We start from the raw sequence: 16,507 nt of genomic DNA, 5'->3' as shown, positions 1-16,507 counted from the left end.
GATGGCCTGCCCCGTGATGCGGTGCCCGTTCAGGGCACCGCGACCAGCCGCAACAACTCTTCGATGACCTGGTCGGTCGTGATGCCCTCGGCTTCGGCCTCGTAGCTGAGGATCAGCCGGTGCCGCAGGATATCCGGCGCCAGGGCCTGGATATCGTCGGGAATCACATAGTTCCGGCCGCGCAACCAGGCCCGAGCGCGCGCGCAGCGGTCGAGCGCGATGGTCGCGCGCGGACTCGCTCCGTATTGCAGCCAGCGCGGGATATCGCTGCTGTAGGCGGCCGCATTCCGGGTCGCCAACACCAACTGCAGCAGGTATTCGCCCAGGGGCTCCGCCATGTACAGATCGAGCACCTCGCGACGGGCATCGAACAGGACATTCTGGGTCAGCGTCTGGAATGGGGCGCTCCCGGCGGATACGCCGGCCGGTGAACGCGCCTCACGCCGCACCAGATCTAGGATCTTCCGCTCGTGCGGGGCCTCCGGGTAGCCGATCCGGACGTACAGCAGGAAGCGGTCGAGCTGGGCCTCGGGCAGCGGGTAGGTACCTTCCTGCTCGATCGGATTCTGTGTGGCCATCACCATGAACAGCTCGGGCAGCGGGTAAGTCTTGCGGCCCACCGTGACCTGACGTTCGGCCATCGCCTCGAGCAGCGCCGACTGCACCTTGGCCGGCGAGCGGTTGATCTCGTCGGCCAGTACCAGGTTGTGGAACAGCGGCCCGGGCTCGAAGCGGAACGAACCGTCCTGCGGACGGTAGACCTCGGTGCCGGTCAGATCGGCCGGGAGCAGATCGGGCGTGAACTGCACGCGATGAAAATCCGCCTGGATGCCGGCGCCCAGCACGTTGATCGCGCGCGTCTTCGCGAGACCGGGCGCCCCCTCGACCAGGATATGGCCGTCGGCCAGCAGGGCGATCAGCATGCTCTCGACGAGATGCTCCTGCCCAATCACGCGGGTGCCGATGAAGTCCCGGAGCCGCGCCAGCTCGCGTTGGGCCGCGGTGAGCGGCGGCGTATCGTTCGTAGCGATCTCGGTCATGCAGTGAATGGACTGGTTGGCGTAGCCGCCTATTATGCCGGGCCCGGCGGTTCAGCGCATCGTGAGCGTCCGCCCGACCGGCTCACGCCGGTCCCGGGGGCGCAAGCCGTTGAATCAGCCAGGCGCCGATGTCGGCGATTTCGCGCGCACACACCGAGTGCGGCATCGGGTAGCTGTGCCAGGCGACGGCATAGCCCCGGCTTTCGAGCGTGGCCCGGCTGCTTTGCCCGAGCGCGAAGGGAACGATGGGATCCTCGGTGCCGTGTCCCATGAAAACGGGCAGCGCCGCGTTCGCCAGCGGCAGCTGGTCCGGCTGGGCCAGATAGGTCGACAGCGCGATGACGCCCGCCAACCGGGCCGGATAGCGAGCCGCCGTCTCGAGGGCGATGACGCCGCCCTGCGAGAAGCCGGCGAGAATGATGCGTTCAGGGGCGACGCCCGCCGCCACTTCACGTTCGACAAGCCGCGCGACCTCGCGGCACGAGGCCTCGACTCCGGCAACATCGACGCTGCGGCCAAGATCGGCACCGGCGATGTCATACCAGGCTCGCATCACGTAGCCACCGTTGATCGTCACTGGACGATGCGGCGCGTTCGGAAACACGAAGCGCGTCGGACCCAGTCGGGACAACGGCAGCTCCTGGACGATGGGTTCGAAGTCGTGCGCATCGGCGCCGAGGCCGTGCAGCCAGATCACGCTGGCGGCCGGCGGCGCGCCGGACTCGACGGTCAGGCAATCGAGAAGTTCAGCAGTCATTGGCAGGCTAGTATCGTCGGGTTGAACGGCGCGGGTTACTCCCTCGCGGCCGGGAACAAGGTGGTGATCGATGTGGCTGGAGCAGCCTGCCGCAATACCGCGGCCACGCACAGCCGAGCAATGCAGCATAGCGGCAATCGTACGCCGCGGTAAACCGAACGAAATACGCCGACCGGCTGGCGCGAGAGGGGAAACCCGGCGGATTGCCACTGCCGCCTTGGCGGCGGACCCTGTCGATGTCACCATGCCGCAGTGGCCTGGCTGGCCATCGTGGCACCTTAACTCCCGCGTCCGATCTTATGCCGACCCGACAAGAAGCCCCTGCGCCTGTCGCTCCGCGCCGGCTACGCGACCGCCGGTCGCACGGACTGCGGTCGATAGCCTGGGTTGCGGCCATCCTGCTGGCGGTTTCCGGCGCCGGAGCCGGCTCCACGGCGTTGCCGACGCCAGCCGAGGTTCGTGCCGCCTGGCGTTCATCGGAAGCGTGGCTGCTGGATCGCCATGGCGAAGTGCTGCACGAACGGCGAATGGACCGGAATGTCCGGCGCCTCGCCTGGACCACGCTGGACAATATGTCACCGGCCGTGATCCGCGCGGTCATCCAGGCAGAGGACAGGCGTTTCTACCGTCACTCGGGCGTGGACTGGCGCGCGGTGGCCGCGGCAACCTGGGATCGGCTCGTCACTAGCCGCCGGCGCGGCGCCAGTACGCTGTCGATGCAACTCGCCGCGCTGCTGGATCGCGATGGCATCGCCAAACCGGGACATCGCAGCATTCCGGAGAAACTCGCCCAGATGCGCGCCGCGCTGCGCCTGGAGGAAACCTGGCGCAAGGACGAGATTCTCGAGGCGTATCTGAACCTGGCCGTGTTTCGCGGGGAACTCCAGGGCATCGGAACAGCGGCGCAGGGCTGGTTCGGCAAGGAGCCTTCCGGCCTGAACGATGGCGAGGCCGTCCTGCTGGCCGCGCTGCTGCCGGCGCCGAATGCGGAACCCGGCGATGTCGGCCGGCGCGCCTGTGCGCTGGCGGCAGTCGGGAACCCCTCGGTCGACTGCCACGAGCTTCAGGCCTTGGCGGCACGCCTGGCCCGGCCGCCGGCCGTCGCGAAGGCCGCGAACCTCGCCCCGCAACTGGCGCAGCAACTGCTCCGCGAGCCGGGCGAAGCCGTGACGACGACACTGGACGCGCGGCTGCAGCGTCTGGCCATTGAGGCGCTAACGGAACAGCTCAGCGCTCTGATCGACCGGAACGTGCGCGACGGTGCAGTCGTAGTGGCCGACAATGCCAGCGGCGACGTGCTGGCCTACGTGGCCTCCGGCGGTCCCTATTCCCGTTCCCCGGCGGTCGACGGCGCGCGCGCGCCGCGACAGGCGGGCTCGACCCTGAAACCGTTTCTCTATGCTCTGGCCCTTGAACGGCGCCATCTGACGGCCGCCTCGCTACTGAACGACTCCCCGGTCAACCTGGAAACGCCGAGCGGGCTGTACATTCCTCAGAACTACGATCGCGACTTCAAGGGTATGGTCAGCGTGCGCACCGCGCTGGCCGGATCGCTGAATGTTCCGGCCGTGCGGGCGCTGGCCCTGGTCGGCGTCACGCCGTTGCGCGACTATCTCCAGACGCTGGGCTACGCGGGCATCGACCGGGACGGTGAGTACTACGGCTACTCGCTCGCGCTCGGGTCGGCGGAGGTCAGCCTGCTTGAACAAGTCGCAGCCTATCGCGCGCTGGCCACCGGCGGCCGTGGCGGCGCGCTCCGCCTGCGGCTCGACGCGGCCATCCCACCGATTCGGCCCACGGTCGACGAGTCGGCGGCCTGGGTGGTCGCCGACATCCTCGCCGATCGCGCCAGCCGTGCGATTACGTTCGGACTCGACAGCCCCCTGTCGACGCGTTATTGGTCCGCCGTCAAGACCGGCACCAGCAAGGACATGCGCGACAACTGGTGCATCGGCTTCAGCCGACGCTACACGGTCGGGGTCTGGGTCGGTAACTTCGAGGGCGACGCGATGCACGACGTGTCCGGTATCACCGGCGCGGCACCGGTCTGGCAGGCCATCATGGACGCATTGCACGAGCAGGAGCCCGGAGTAAGACCCCCGCCACCGTCTAGCGTCGTGAGCCGCGACATCGTCTTTCGCCCGCCGCTGGAATCCCCACGGCGCGAGTGGTTCCTGTCCGGGACCGAAGTCAGGGAGGTCGTGCTGAACGAACCCGCGACGCGCGGACCGCACATCGTTTCGCCACCGCAGGGTGTCGTGATCGCGCTCGACCCCGATATCCCGCCAGCCCATCAGGCCGTGATCGTGACGGTAGAGGCACCGCCACCCGGGGCGGAACTGCAACTGGACGGAATCGCGCTCGGATCGGCGGCAACTCACCATGCCTGGCGGCCGACCCCGGGACGACATCGTCTGGCGCTAATCGGCGCGCAAGGCACCGTCATCGATGCGGTCGAGTTCTCCGTCCGGCCGATCGCCAACGCGGCCAGGGTCAACGGCAACGCCGACCCGGACGGACAACCGCACCAGGACCCTGCCGGGAACGTGAGCACCCGGCACTGACACGTGGCAAAACGGCGAGGCTGCCGTATGATCAACAGTAAACGCGGCCAACGGCGCTGCCGCGATAAGCCCAGCGGAACTTCACCTTAGCGCACAGCATGGTTAGCTACGATCCCAAGTCCTGGTGGGGACTCATTTTCCAGTTTCACAAGAGCGACACCTTTCGCCGGCTGCTACCTGCGATGCTCTCCGTGGCCCTGTTCAATGCCTTGATCGCCTACCTCGAGCATCGCTTCTTTGGAAACTCGCTGCAGGGCACGAGTCTGGTGCATTCGCTGCTCGGCTTCATCATCTCGCTGCTGCTCGTGTTCCGGACCAACACCGCCTACGAGCGCTGGTGGGAGGGCCGCAGGCTCTGGGGCCAGCTCGTCAACACGTCTCGGGACCTCGCGCTGAAGCTGCACGCGTATCTGCCGGAGGCGCACCCGAGCCGTCCCAACTTTGCGGCATTGATAGGGCAATTCGCGTCGACCCTGCGGGAAAACCTGCTGAACGGCCCGGCTCCGGGAATTCACGCCGGGATCAGTCACGGCCCGAATCGCGTGTCGGCCGAGCTGTTCGTCGAACTGGAACGCCTTTACCGCGCCGGCGACCTGACCGACACTCACTACCGCAATCTCAACCCGGGCCTCTCGAACCTGGCCGACATCTGCGGCGCGTGCGAACGGATTAAGAAGACACCCATCCCCTATTCCTACAGCCTTTTCATCAAAAAGTTCGTCTTCGTCTATACCATCACGATGCCGTTCTGTTTCGCACCCGTATTCGGCTACTGGTCGATCCTGCTCAGCACGTTCATGCTCTATGTGCTCGGCAGCCTGGAACTGATCGCCGAGGAAATCGAGAACCCCTTTGGCGACGATGCCAACGACCTGCCGACGGACGACATTTCGCGCATGATCGGTGATAACGTGCGGGAGATCCTGATCATCGATCCCGGCGCCCGACCGTTGCACCGGATATTCCGACCCCGTGCACCGTGACGCAATCCAGGCGAGCACAGCGCACCTATCCATTCGACAAGCCAGTACAACGACCATGGGCAACGCATTACAGGACCAACTGCTGAAGGCAGGCCTGGTCAACGAAAGGCAGCTGAAGAAGGCCAAGAAGGACAAGGTCAAGGACGAACGCCGCGCGCAAGGCCAGCAGCCCGACGGCACTCCGCCGGCTCCCGCAGCGCCCGACCACCGGCGCCTGCAGCAGGAAAAGGCGGAGCGCGACCGTGAACTGAACCGGCAGCGTCAGGAAGCCGCGGAGCAGAAGGCGGCTCTCGCGCAGGTGCGGCAACTGATCGAGGCCCATCGGGAACGGGTGGAGCCCGGCGAACGCCCTTACAACTTCGTCGTCGACGGCAAGGTAAAGCGGCTCTATCTGACCGATGACACCAGCCGCAAGATCGCGTCGGGACGGCTGGCCATCGTTGCGCTGGACGGCAAGTACGAGCTGGTCGGGGCCGAGACCGCCGAAAAGATCCGCGCCCGTCATGCCGCCAGCATCGCACTGTGGAATGTCGCCGAGGCATCTGAGACCAGCGATGCGGTCAGCGACGAGTATGCGGGTTACGACATTCCCGACGACCTGGTCTGGTAGCGGCCGGCGCGGCCTCAGCCCGACCGGGGCTGTTCGATCGGCAGCGGTTCCCGTGTCCGGCCGTCCAGCACGCAGGCCACGCTCATGTCGCCCATCACGTTGACCGCGGTGCGGCAACGGTCGAGAAACCAGTCGATCGGCAATAACAGCGCGACATACTCGGTCGGCAGACCGACCGCCTGGAAGACCAGCACCATGGTCACCAGTCCGGCCTCCGGGATGCCGGGCGCGCCCACCGACGCGATCACCGCCATGAAGGCCACGAGCGGCTGCCGCAGCAGCGGCACCGGCTGGCCGAGCATCTGCGAAATGTACAGCGGCCCCATGGCCTCGTACAGCGCCGTGCCGTCGTTGTTGAAATTGCTGCCAACCAGCGCCCCCATCGTTGCCGACTCTTCGCGCAGTCCGATCCGGTAGCGGAGGCAGTGATAGTTGATCGGCGCGGAGGCGGTCGAACTGGCTGTCGAGAAGGCCGTCAACAGCGCCTCGCTGCCGCCGCGCAGGAAATCCAGCGGCCGTACCCAGGATTGCAGCCGCACCCGCAGCAGGTAATACGCGGCCTGTAGCAGCAGCGCGATCAATACCGCGCCGACGAAGCGGAGCAGCGAGGCGAACGGCGCCAGTCCCTGCGTCGCGACGACGTGCATGACGATCGCCAGCACCGCGACCGGCACCAGGTCGACGATCCAGTGCAATGCCGTCAGGAAAACCCGATAGAAGGTTTCGAACAGTTCGGCGACGACCTCGACCCCGCGGCGAGCTTCGCCGTGCTCCCGCTCGCGTACGCGCCGTATCGCAACGCCGAGTCCCACCGCGATCACGATGGCAGGAATGATGTCCTGCCGACCGGTGGCCCAGTTCGGCACCAGGGCTCCGAAGAAACTCTCGGGCAGCTTGGTCTTCAATTCGTCCCAGAGATTCAGCGACGGGAAGGTCACCTGGGGCGCGACCGCGGGCATCGCGCCCGCACCGGGCTCCAGCAGGTTCGCGACGAGCAGGCCGATCACGATCGCGACCAGCGTGTTCGTGATCAGCAGCACGGCCAGCCGCCGCGCCGTGCGCGCGCCGATATCGGCCACGAGCAAGGCATGCACGATCGCGACGAAGATCAAGGGCAGCGCAATCATCGACAGCAGACGCAGAATCAGCTTGCCGACATCCAGCACATAATGGCTCAGCTGCCCGGCCAGGTCCGCTTCCAGCCACTGACGGGCCGCGAATCCCAGCGCGACACCGAGCGCCATCGCAACCAGGATGCGCTGGTACAGCGGGCGACCCCGCCAGGACCACAGCGGACGGCCGGGACGCGCGGGCACGGGATTCGCGAACGACGGATCAGCTGGCATGGTCAGGCCCAAAAGCCTGAGGTTAACACGCTGCACCCGAGGCCGCCGGCCACACGTAGACCCCGAACCCGCACCGCGCGGCTCAGTTGTCCGGCCAGTGCCAGGCGGGGCCGTCCAGTTCCCCCTGCCCGGCAAGACGGGTCTGACCCAGCGTCTTTTCCAGTTCGAGCCCCCGACACGCCGGCGCCTGCTGCAGGGCGGCGATCAGGCGCGGGGCGTGCGTCACCACCCAGACCTGGGTCCGCTCCGCGGCACGCACGATCAGCCGCGCCAGCGCCGGCAAGAGGTCGGGATGCAGGCTGGTCTCGGGCTCGTTCAACACCATCAGCGGCGGCGGTCGCGGGGTCAGCAGCGCCGCAATCCACAACAGGTAACGCAAGGTGCCATCGGACAATTCGGCGGCGGACAGCTCTCGCAACAGGCCGTGTTGCCGCAGGGCCAATGTGAAGCGGCCGTCCGGCTGCGTTCCGATGATCAGCGCTGCGCCGGGGAAGGCGTCCGCCACGGCGGCGTCGAGCCCCTCGGCATCGCCGATCTCCCGGATGGTCTGCATCGCCGCCGCGGCATCACAACCGTCATGGTGCAGCACTGGTGTGCGCGTTCCCAGCTGTGGCTGGCGCGCCGGGGCGTCGGCATCGGTCCGGAAATGATCGTAGAAACGCCAGCCCCGAATGCGCTCCCGCAGTTCCCAGACCTCCGGGGCAGCCTTGGGATCCGCGATCTGGCTCAGCAGGCTGTCGAACGTCCCGCTGTGCGCGGAGACAACCGTCCAGCCGCGGCCGGACCGGACCTTGGTCACCGGACCGCTGCGATCCACCAGAACGCCGGCAGGGCGGTGCACCGGGCCGGCCCAGATGGACTCCCGCTTTATCTCCGGGTCCAGCGCAAACGCGGACCGGCTCGGCGGCGGCAACCCGAACGCAATGGCATAGCCGAAATCCTCGCTGGCGAAGCCGAGGCGCAGCCGCACCGTATGCTGACGCGGGCCGCCCTGTACCGGCACCTCCCCGCTGCGCATCCGTCGCGAGACCGTCTCGGGTCCGGCCCAGAGTGTCGAGCTCAAGCCGCCCTCGCGGGCCAGTGCGTTGACGACGCCGCCTTGGGCGGTTTCGGCCAGCAGGCGCAGCGCGCGGTAAAGGTTGGACTTGCCGCTGCCGTTGGGGCCGGTAATGACGTTCAAGCGGCCCAGCGGAACTACCAGCTGCAGCAGCGAACGGTAGTTCCCGACGGCAAGCGTCGTCAGCATCGCTCACTGGCCGCCCTGGCCGCCGCGTCGCGCTGCATCGGATCAACCCGCTCGGTGCCACCAGGCGGCCTGACGCCCCAGCCCGGAGGTGATCACCTCGCGCCCCTCCATCACGACGAAACCCGACGCGCGGGAATAGCCGTCTTCGCAATAGTCGAAGGTGTAGGTCCGTCGCAGCGTCAGGCTACCGCCAGCCCCGCGGACCAGCTTCCGAGAGACCAGCGCCACCGTTTCGTCGAGCAGGCTGATGGCCCGGCGGCTACAGAGTTCGCGCGCGGCGTCGTTCGCCCGTTCCTTGGCGGCCAGGCTGTCGGCCCAGAAGGCCACCAGCGCGACCAGCAGGATGGCGATGATCAGTTCGGCAAACACCGGGTGTCAGTGTCCTGAGGACAACGGCCCCGGGACTCCATCCAGCCCGGCGAACGCGATGATCGGCTCGATGAATTCGCCGAAACGGGTGAAGCTGTGGTCTCCCCCCTCGAGAATAGTCTGGGTCGCACCGGCGTAATGGGCTACGGCCTGCCGGTAATCCAGCAGTTCATCCCCGGTTTCGACCAACAGCCAGAACCGCTCGGGCTTGGTGAGAGCCGGCACGTCCAATTCGGTCAATTCCGCGATATGTTCCTGTGTGAAGACGAAGGTTTCGCCGGTGTAGAGGTTATCCTGCGGCCCCAGGTATCTGGCCAACGCGATGTGGGCGACAACGGCCGGATTCACGAGTACGGCTTGCAGATCGTATTTTTTTGCCAGATAGGTCGCGTAATACCCGCCCAGCGAACTGCCGACCAGCGTCGCGTCCCGCGGGCAGTCATCGAGCACGGCTTCGACCTGCGCGATCGCCTCCCGCGGGCTGAACGCGAGCTGCTCGCACCAGAAACGGTGTTCGAGTCCGCGCTCGGCCATCTGCTGCGCCAGCAGCCGTGCCTTGGCCGATGCCGGAGCGGAACGGAAGCCATGAAGATAGATAATCATCGCCGATGCCGATAGAGTTGCGATCGAGGTCCAGCGACACAGCTTACCGTGTCGTCCCGGCCCGCGTGAATCCACCCGGAGCGAAGCCCCATGCGCTGCCGTCTTTCCGCCGAAGGCTTGCCGTCCGCAGGGCCGGCACCCGCCGATGATTGAACCCGCGCCGCTGGCCGGCCTGTGGTGTGCGACGCTGACGCCGCTCGCAGCGTCCGGTGCCATCGATCACGACCGGCTTGCCGGGCACATCCAAGACCTCATCGGACGCGGTGTCGACGGTATCGTGCTGTTCGGCACGACTGGAGAAGGCCCCTCCTTCTCGGTTTCCGAACGCACCGCCGCGCTGGATGCATTGCTGGCTGCCGGTGTCCCGGCCGCTCGGCTGGCAGTGGGCGCCGGCTGTCCGGCCCTCCCCGATACCGCCGCCCTGGTCCGTCATGCGCTCTCCTCGGGTTGTCCGCGCTGTCTGGTGCTACCGCCGTATTTCTGGAAAGGCGTTACGGACGACGGGCTTTTCGCCTGGTACTCGACCTTGATCGAGGCCGTTTGCAATCCGTCCCTGCGGCTCTACCTGTATCACATCCCGCAGTTGTCCGCCGTCGCGGTCAACCCGGAACTGCTGGCGCGACTGGATGCCGCCTATCCCGGCGTCGTGGCCGGAGTCAAGGACAGCGGCGACGACTTCGCACACACACTCGCGCTGATCGAAGCCGCGCCCGATCTGCAAATCCTGACGGGTGATGAGCAGCATCTTCCGGACCTGATGCGCGTCGGTGGCGCCGGCACGATCTGTGGCGCGGCCAATCTGTTCCCGGAATTGCTTGCTGCCTTGCTGACCCCCGGCGCGGACGCCAGGTCACTGATTCGGATACGCGCTTTCTGCCGGATCATCGCCGCCTATCCCTTTGTTGCCGCAATGAAAGCGGTCGTGGCATCGCTGTACGGAGACCGGGTGTGGCGTTCCGTCCGCCCGCCGCTGTCGCCGCTGCCCGAACCCGACGCAACCACCTTGCTTGCCGAACTGCGCGCCGCCGGTCTGCCGGACGAGTGCTGAGCGTCCTCCCTGCAACGCATCCACACGCCGGAAAGCCGACCGGGCGGAGCCGGGAAACGCCACTGCCGCGAGTCGCCCAGGCTGAATCCCGTCCGCAGCAGCGGCCGATCGCCGAATGGCCGCTCAACGCTTGGACCGACACGCGCTTGCGCCGCGCCAATCGCAGGAAATAACCAAATTCACCGCAACAGCGAACTGAGCGATCGCATCTCCACTCAGATTGGGTCTTGGCGGGATTCTGGTTTCTCAACGGATCCGCTCAGACCTGGGTAAAGTTGCCCATATGGGAACAATAAGGAAGTCTGACTTGTTATTGTAAACATGGGACACTATATTGAACCTCGAATTCCCATAGAAAAAGACTGCCGCGGGTGCTCCCGCCGCTGAAGAGGTGATAGCGAATGTTTACCAAGTTCACGCCACTACTCCATCAAATCGAGTCGCGCGTCCAGGCCTTCGAGTGGCCGGACCTGACTTCCGGCGAGGCCCGCGCGCTGATCGTGCTGGCGGCCTTCTGGCTGCTGTTCGCGCTCGAAGCGCGCTGCGCCTACCGGCCGGTAGAACCCCGGACGAGTCGCCAATCCTACTTCGCGAACATCGGGTCGTTCATGCTGAACGACACCTTGATGTCGCTGCTTTCGGTATCGACGCTCTGGCTGATCGCCGAGCGCTACGCCGACCATGGGCTGCTCAGCGGCATCGCGAACCCGGCGCTCAAGGGCATCGTGTCGTTCGTGCTGCTCGATCTGGTGCTGTATCTGTGGCATCGAGCCAACCACAGCTTCGACGCCTTGTGGGCCTTCCACAAGATCCATCACAGCGATCGCACCATGAACGTATCGACCGCGTTCCGACTGCATGGCGTCGAGGTCTTCCTGACGGCGGCCATCAAGGCCGTGTTCATTGCGGTCATGGGCATCGACGCTGCGGTGTTGCTGGCTAACGAGGCCGTGGTGACGGTGTTCGTGTTGTTTCACCACGCGAACATCACGTTTCCGGGTGAAGGCTCGTTAGGCCGCCTGATCGTCGTGCCACGCATTCATCGCGCCCACCACTCCAGCCGGCGCGCGGAGCACGACAACAACTACGGCGCCGTGTTTTCGCTTTGGGACCGGCTGTTCCGGACATTCACGGACGTGGAACCGAAAACCATCGGGCTGGCGCAGGTACCGGGTTTCGGTTTATGGGATCTGATCCGCTATGGCTTGCCGCAACTGCCCCAGCGACCGGCAGTGAAACCCGAAACCGTGCAGGCCATGATTGCCGAGGCCGCTTACTTTCGGGCCGAGAAGCGCGGGTTCGCCCCCGGATACGACTTCATCGACTGGGTCGAAGCCGAGCGGGAAATTCTGCAGAAGACCCGTACGGCCAGGCGGCAGCCGATGGGACCAGCCGAGCGGCATTGGCCGAACCCGCTGGCACTGTTCCGCGGACAGAACACGCTGTCGTCCTGTTGAGCTTCGACAAGAGGCTGTCACACTAACGCCAGATGACCGTGCGTCTGCTGGCCCGGCGGATTACCGTCGCTCCCGACGTCGAGGTTGCTTCGGAGTGGGCGGTTCCCGGGCCGTGGACGAACGGGACCGGAGTGATCCTCGCGCATGGCGCCGGAAGCGACATGACGCATCCCTTCATCGGATTCATCCAGCAGGGACTGGCCGACGCCGGGCTCCTGTCCGTCAAGTTCAACTTCCCTTACAAGGAATCGGGTCGCAAGGCACCCGACCACCCGGCCTTGCTGCAACGGACCTGGCAGGCCCTTATCGACGCCGTGCGCAGCGATGAGGCGCTGGCGCCACAGCGTCTGCTCATCGGCGGCAAGAGCATGGGCGGGCGGATCGCATCGCTCATGGCAGTTCAGGACGGCGTCTGCGACGGGCTGGTGTTCCTCGGCTATCCGCTACACCCCGCCGGACGGCCCCAGCGCTTGCGCACCGAGCACTGGCTGGACATCTGCTGCCCGGCCCTGTTCGTTGCCGGAACCCGAGATCCGTTGTGCGACCTGGATCTGTTGCGGGCCGAACTCGGAAAACTGGGATCGTCCGCAACCGTCCGCGTGATTCACCAGGGGGATCATTCGTTCAGGGTACCCACTGCCCTCAACCGCAGCCAGACAGCGGTCTGGAGCGAAATCCTCGGCATGATCCTAGAGTGGACCCGACGACAGTCGGAGGTCGGCGGAGTCACTCCGCTTGGCGCATCGCCAACAGGGCCAGATAGGGCACCAGATTCAGCACGATGATCGCGATCTTGTAAGCCGCCATGGCGGCGTAATGAATCGCATCGAAGGCTTCGGGGGACAGCCGGAACCACCGCCCGTGCAGCCGATACAGCGACTCGTGGGCGTAGGCGAACATGACGAACCACACCAGCAGCACGGTGTAGTTGAACCCCAGACTCCACAGTAGCCAGCGCTCCAGTTCGCTCCCGGTCATCGGTCTTTGCTCCCCGCTCGATCTAGGTCGGCCATGCAAGTTCGGCCAAGTGCAGGCTTTCCTCCCACAACTTCCGGGCGGCCTGGCTGTCCTGGGCTGCGGGCGCCATAGCCGCCGGACGCTCCCGAATGAAGTACTCTCCATGACGCTGGCTCAACTCCGGCGCGCAGGCAACATGGATGGACGTGCGGGCGCCTTGTTCCGGCGAAAGGGCGAACCGGGTGGCGACTCGCCACAGGAATGGAGGCAGGAGCCGGTGCCGAATCCCGATGTCGGTCGCCACGAAACCGGGATGTACTGCATTCACCGTGACCGCCGCAGGGTCCAGCCGCCGCGCCAGTTCCTGGGTGAACAGCAGATTGGCCAGCTTGCTCGCGCAGTACGCACGCCAGCCGCTATAGCGCCGCACCGACTGCAGATCCTCGAAGTCGAGCCGGCCTGCTTTGTGCGCCTCCGACGCGACGTTCACGATACGCGCCCCCGCCGGCGCCGACCGTAGCATAGGCAGCAACAACAGACTCAGCGCGAAATAGCTCAGATGATTCAACGCGAAGGTCATCTCCAGACCCTGTTCGGTCTGCTGCCGCGTTCCGAACATCGCGCCGGCGTTGTTCACCAGCACATCGACGCACGGCCAGCGCGCTGCGATAGCCCGCGAGACCGCCCTGACCTGCCTCAGGTCCGATAGATCCCCGGGCTCGAAGGTCGCCCGCGGCTCACCGCAGTGTTCGTTGATTGCAGCACAGGCGGCTTGTCCGCGCTCGACGTCGCGGCCGATCAGCAAAACGGAGGCACCGCGGCTCGCGAGCCCTCTCGCCGTCATCAGCCCGATCCCCGCAGTTCCTCCCGTTACGACACAGCGCAATGTCCAGTCTTGATTCGTCATGACTCTCCAGGAAACAGCGTCGCCCTTGTCCTGGCATGGTAGAGAGGCCCAGACGCGTCGTCCAGCTGGCGCCTGACGCGTCCATCGACATCGGCGCGCGATCCGGTCGCTCCTGCGCCGTCGCTCTCAAGCCTCCGGGGAGGTTGTCAAGTTTTTTGCCAAGACCCACCGCCGTCGGCGCGACTGAATTCCATCTCCATGAAAATCCAAATATTTCTTATGTGGTCCAGCGCTTGCTTATGTCTTTTTGGCTATTCCAGACCATTCCCTTTCTTTTTTCTTGACCAACATGCGTGACCACAGTATCGCTTCCCGCCACGAGCCTTCTGTCGACTCCCTCGGTGCGCGAACCCTTACCTCCGCAGGATCGACGGGCGAACGCCATTCATCCGTCCACTGGCTGCGCGCTGGTACCGGCTCGGCGTTCACCCGCACCACGCCCTTGCTGCAGTTCCCAGACCTGATCGGCGACTCTGCACCGATGCAAGCGCTTTACTCCAAGGCCCTTTCGCTCGCAGAGGCCGGTCATCCGATCCTGATCACCGGCAAAGTCGGCAGCGGCAAGAGCGCGCTCGCGAGGGCGCTCCACCGGATTTCCTCGCGGAGTAACGGAAGCCTCTGCGTGATGCGATCCGTCGCGTTTCCGGATTGCCTGGCAAGCGAGGAAGAAGCCGGTCTCCCGAACCGGGCCGGTGAACCGGCGATCGCGGCGCGTTTCGGGCACCTCGTCACTAACGGGACACTGATCCTCGATGAGGTGGGTGACCTGCCGTTCGCGGCACAGACGACGCTAGCCCGGTTGCTGTTGGGTCAGTCGGGACCGGTCAACGTAATCGCCCTGTCTCACATGGATCTGCAGCGCGCGGTCGTCGAAGGTCGGTTCCGCTCCGATCTTCTCTGCGGCCTAAGCCGCGGGCAACTCGAGATGCCCAGCCTGCGCGAGCGACCGGATGACCTGAAGCCGCTTGCGGCGCTCTTCAAAAACCGACTCGCTCCCTTGCATGGCCAGATTGCCGAGTTCTCGGACGACGCTTTCCGGGCCATGCTCCGACATACCTGGCCTGGCAACGTCAGGGAACTACGGAACCGCATCGAGCGGGCGATGCTGGTCACACGCGCGCCCTTGATACAGGCCGCCGACCTCGGCCTTGCCGCATGATCGGGCTGCCGACACAGATTCCGCCCCAAGCCCCAGTAAACGGACACAACCAACCCATCGACACCCCATGAAAACCAAGAATCCATCAGGCGTTCTGGTTATCTCCGAAGGCCCGGAACGCAAAGCTCATCCAAGCCTTCCGGACCTCGGCCACTGGCAGTGGCAGCACGCGCACACCCCCCAGGAGACTCAACGACTCATCGGCATGGGTTCGTTCAGGGTCGGCGTTTTCGACTTCCGTTCCGAGGGGAGCTCCGCGACCATCGCCGGATGGCACGAAGAAATTCTGCGGACCAACAACACCATTCAATGGCTGGCCGTCATCCCGAAGCACCAGCTCCGCGATCCAAGGTTTGCCGATCTGGTGTCCAACCGGTTCTTCGCCTATCAGGCCGCCCCCCTGGAGCCAGCCCAATTCGCGACGCTACTCGAAGCCGCCAGCGACATGGCGGAGCTGAGGCTGGGAAACAAATGCCCAGCGAGTGCGGGGTGGATTTCAGGCGAGAGCCCGGCAATGCGGCAGCTGGAAGCACAGTTGACACAGAGCGCGAATGCCGGTCTGCCGATCCTGATTTCCGGCGAGGTCGGCGCGGGCAAAGGGCTGGCCGCTTCCGTCATCCATCAGCGCTCACGGCGCTGCCATGAAGAGTTGCGGGTGATCAATTGCGTGACGCTGCCCGGATGCCTGCTCCCCTGCGACCCCGACCTGCCGGAAGATCGTCGGGAAGATCTCGAATTCCGGACTGAAGCTGCTTTTCGGATGACAACGCCCGCCCGGGGCACGCTCGTGCTGGACGAAATCGGCGATCTGTCAAAGTCCGCTCAACGCGTCCTGCTGCGCTGGTTGGATACTCACCAGGATCACACCCAGCTGATCGCAATCACGCACATGGACCTTCAGCAAGCCGCTGAGGAGGGCCGATTCCGGGGCGACCTGTTGCACCGGCTGAGCGAACTTCACCTCCAGATTCCGCCGCTGCGCCAGCGCGGTGATGACCTGATGCTGCTCGCGGAACACTTCATCAAGGCGAACTGGGCGCTAAACCGGCACGTGACCCGGATTTCCCGGCCCGCGATCGAGGCGATGCTGAGCTATCACTGGCCGGGCAACGTGCGTGAACTGCAAGCTCGGGTCCGGCGGGCAATGTTGATGAGTGAAGACTATCTGCTGCATACCGAGGATCTCGGTCTGGCTCGCCCGGCCGGCCCCTTGCGCAGCGTCCCGCGGGCAGCGCAACCGCACTGGTGCCCGCTTCGCGGACCATCGTCGAACGGGGCGCAACTGCCACAGGGGCAGTAGCCTTGGCTCTCGATCACTGGCACGAGACAAAATCCGCCGCCGGTGCGCCGCGGCTCCACAACGGCATACGAAAAGCGCACCGGAGGGAAAAAGCCGTGTGTGCGCTGATGTTGATCTCGCTGGTCTGGGGCACATTATCGCTGCTGCCGACACCGAACGAC

Annotated in this window: 16 protein-coding genes; 8 read left to right on the top strand and 8 right to left on the bottom strand. The window is 65.5% G+C overall.

Annotated elements, in window-relative coordinates:
• Positions 1-29: 29 nt before the first annotated feature.
• Together ACW73L_RS17815 and ACW73L_RS17810 are read right to left on the bottom strand one after the other, a co-directional pair.
• Positions 30-1,040 carry an AAA family ATPase gene (locus ACW73L_RS17815; protein ID WP_498923929.1) on the bottom strand — a complete coding sequence of 337 codons (1,011 nt, stop codon included), beginning with the start codon at positions 1,038-1,040 and terminating at the stop codon, positions 30-32.
• An 82-nt stretch (positions 1,041-1,122) separates the two neighbouring features.
• Complete coding sequence (locus ACW73L_RS17810; RefSeq protein WP_498923928.1) at positions 1,123-1,797, bottom strand: alpha/beta hydrolase; 675 nt, start codon at positions 1,795-1,797, stop codon at positions 1,123-1,125.
• A 299-nt stretch (positions 1,798-2,096) separates the two neighbouring features.
• On the opposite strand from ACW73L_RS17810, the gene pbpC reads away from it, so the two are divergent.
• The 3 genes from pbpC (at position 2,097) to ACW73L_RS17795 (ending at position 5,954) form a co-directional block, all read left to right on the top strand.
• Positions 2,097-4,361, top strand: a complete 2,265-nt coding sequence (gene pbpC / locus ACW73L_RS17805; RefSeq protein ID WP_498923927.1) for a penicillin-binding protein 1C — start codon at positions 2,097-2,099, stop codon at positions 4,359-4,361.
• 98 nt (positions 4,362-4,459) lie between these two features.
• Positions 4,460-5,344, top strand: a complete 885-nt coding sequence (locus tag ACW73L_RS17800) for a bestrophin family protein (protein ID WP_498923926.1) — start codon at positions 4,460-4,462, stop codon at positions 5,342-5,344.
• Positions 5,345-5,399: 55 nt separating this feature from the next.
• Complete coding sequence (locus ACW73L_RS17795) at positions 5,400-5,954, top strand: DUF2058 domain-containing protein (RefSeq protein ID WP_498923925.1); 555 nt, start codon at positions 5,400-5,402, stop codon at positions 5,952-5,954.
• 14 nt (positions 5,955-5,968) lie between these two features.
• Here ACW73L_RS17795 and ACW73L_RS17790 read toward each other — a convergent pair whose 3' ends face one another.
• The 4 genes from ACW73L_RS17790 to ACW73L_RS17775 form a co-directional block, all read right to left on the bottom strand.
• The gene (locus ACW73L_RS17790) at positions 5,969-7,300 is read right to left on the bottom strand and encodes a dicarboxylate/amino acid:cation symporter (RefSeq protein WP_498923924.1); all 1,332 of its coding nucleotides are present in this window, start codon (positions 7,298-7,300) and stop codon (positions 5,969-5,971) included.
• An 82-nt stretch (positions 7,301-7,382) separates the two neighbouring features.
• A complete protein-coding gene (locus ACW73L_RS17785; protein WP_498923923.1) occupies positions 7,383-8,546 on the bottom strand; it encodes an AAA family ATPase in 1,164 nt (387 codons plus the stop codon).
• 42 nt (positions 8,547-8,588) lie between these two features.
• Positions 8,589-8,915, bottom strand: a complete 327-nt coding sequence (locus ACW73L_RS17780) for a DUF3301 domain-containing protein (RefSeq protein ID WP_498923922.1) — start codon at positions 8,913-8,915, stop codon at positions 8,589-8,591.
• A gap of 6 nt (positions 8,916-8,921) precedes the next feature.
• Positions 8,922-9,518, bottom strand: a complete 597-nt coding sequence (locus ACW73L_RS17775; protein WP_498923921.1) for a YqiA/YcfP family alpha/beta fold hydrolase — start codon at positions 9,516-9,518, stop codon at positions 8,922-8,924.
• 145 nt (positions 9,519-9,663) lie between these two features.
• Here ACW73L_RS17775 and ACW73L_RS17770 point away from each other — a divergent pair, with 145 nt between their 5' ends.
• The 3 genes from ACW73L_RS17770 (at position 9,664) to ACW73L_RS17760 (ending at position 12,808) form a co-directional block, all read left to right on the top strand.
• Positions 9,664-10,566, top strand: coding sequence for a dihydrodipicolinate synthase family protein (locus ACW73L_RS17770; protein WP_498923920.1), 903 nt, complete (start codon positions 9,664-9,666; stop codon positions 10,564-10,566).
• 401 nt (positions 10,567-10,967) lie between these two features.
• Positions 10,968-12,023 (top strand): sterol desaturase family protein, encoded by a 1,056-nt coding sequence (locus ACW73L_RS17765; protein WP_498923919.1) that lies wholly within the window; start codon positions 10,968-10,970, stop codon positions 12,021-12,023.
• A gap of 32 nt (positions 12,024-12,055) precedes the next feature.
• On the top strand, positions 12,056-12,808 hold the full coding sequence (locus ACW73L_RS17760) for an alpha/beta hydrolase family protein (protein ID WP_498923918.1): 753 nt from the start codon (positions 12,056-12,058) through the stop codon (positions 12,806-12,808).
• Here the strand turns inward: ACW73L_RS17760 and ACW73L_RS17755 are convergent.
• Positions 12,750-13,001 carry a DUF6868 family protein gene (locus ACW73L_RS17755; protein ID WP_498923917.1) on the bottom strand — a complete coding sequence of 84 codons (252 nt, stop codon included), beginning with the start codon at positions 12,999-13,001 and terminating at the stop codon, positions 12,750-12,752. The genes ACW73L_RS17760 and ACW73L_RS17755 overlap by 59 nt on opposite strands.
• Positions 13,002-13,023: 22 nt before the next feature.
• A complete protein-coding gene (locus ACW73L_RS17750) occupies positions 13,024-13,887 on the bottom strand; it encodes an SDR family oxidoreductase (RefSeq protein WP_498923916.1) in 864 nt (287 codons plus the stop codon).
• Positions 13,888-14,176: 289 nt separating this feature from the next.
• Between ACW73L_RS17750 and ACW73L_RS17745 the strand changes: the two genes are divergently transcribed.
• Both ACW73L_RS17745 and ACW73L_RS17740 read left to right on the top strand, forming a co-directional pair.
• Positions 14,177-15,046: a sigma-54-dependent transcriptional regulator gene (locus tag ACW73L_RS17745; protein WP_498923915.1), complete on the top strand. Its 870-nt coding sequence runs from the start codon at positions 14,177-14,179 to the stop codon at positions 15,044-15,046.
• Between the two features lie 67 nt (positions 15,047-15,113).
• A complete protein-coding gene (locus ACW73L_RS17740; protein WP_498923914.1) occupies positions 15,114-16,346 on the top strand; it encodes a sigma-54-dependent transcriptional regulator in 1,233 nt (410 codons plus the stop codon).
• Positions 16,347-16,507 lie beyond the last annotated feature (161 nt).

The sequence above is a fragment of the Methylolobus aquaticus genome (assembly GCF_054172105.1).
This window is presented reverse-complemented; position numbering and strand designations above follow the sequence as displayed.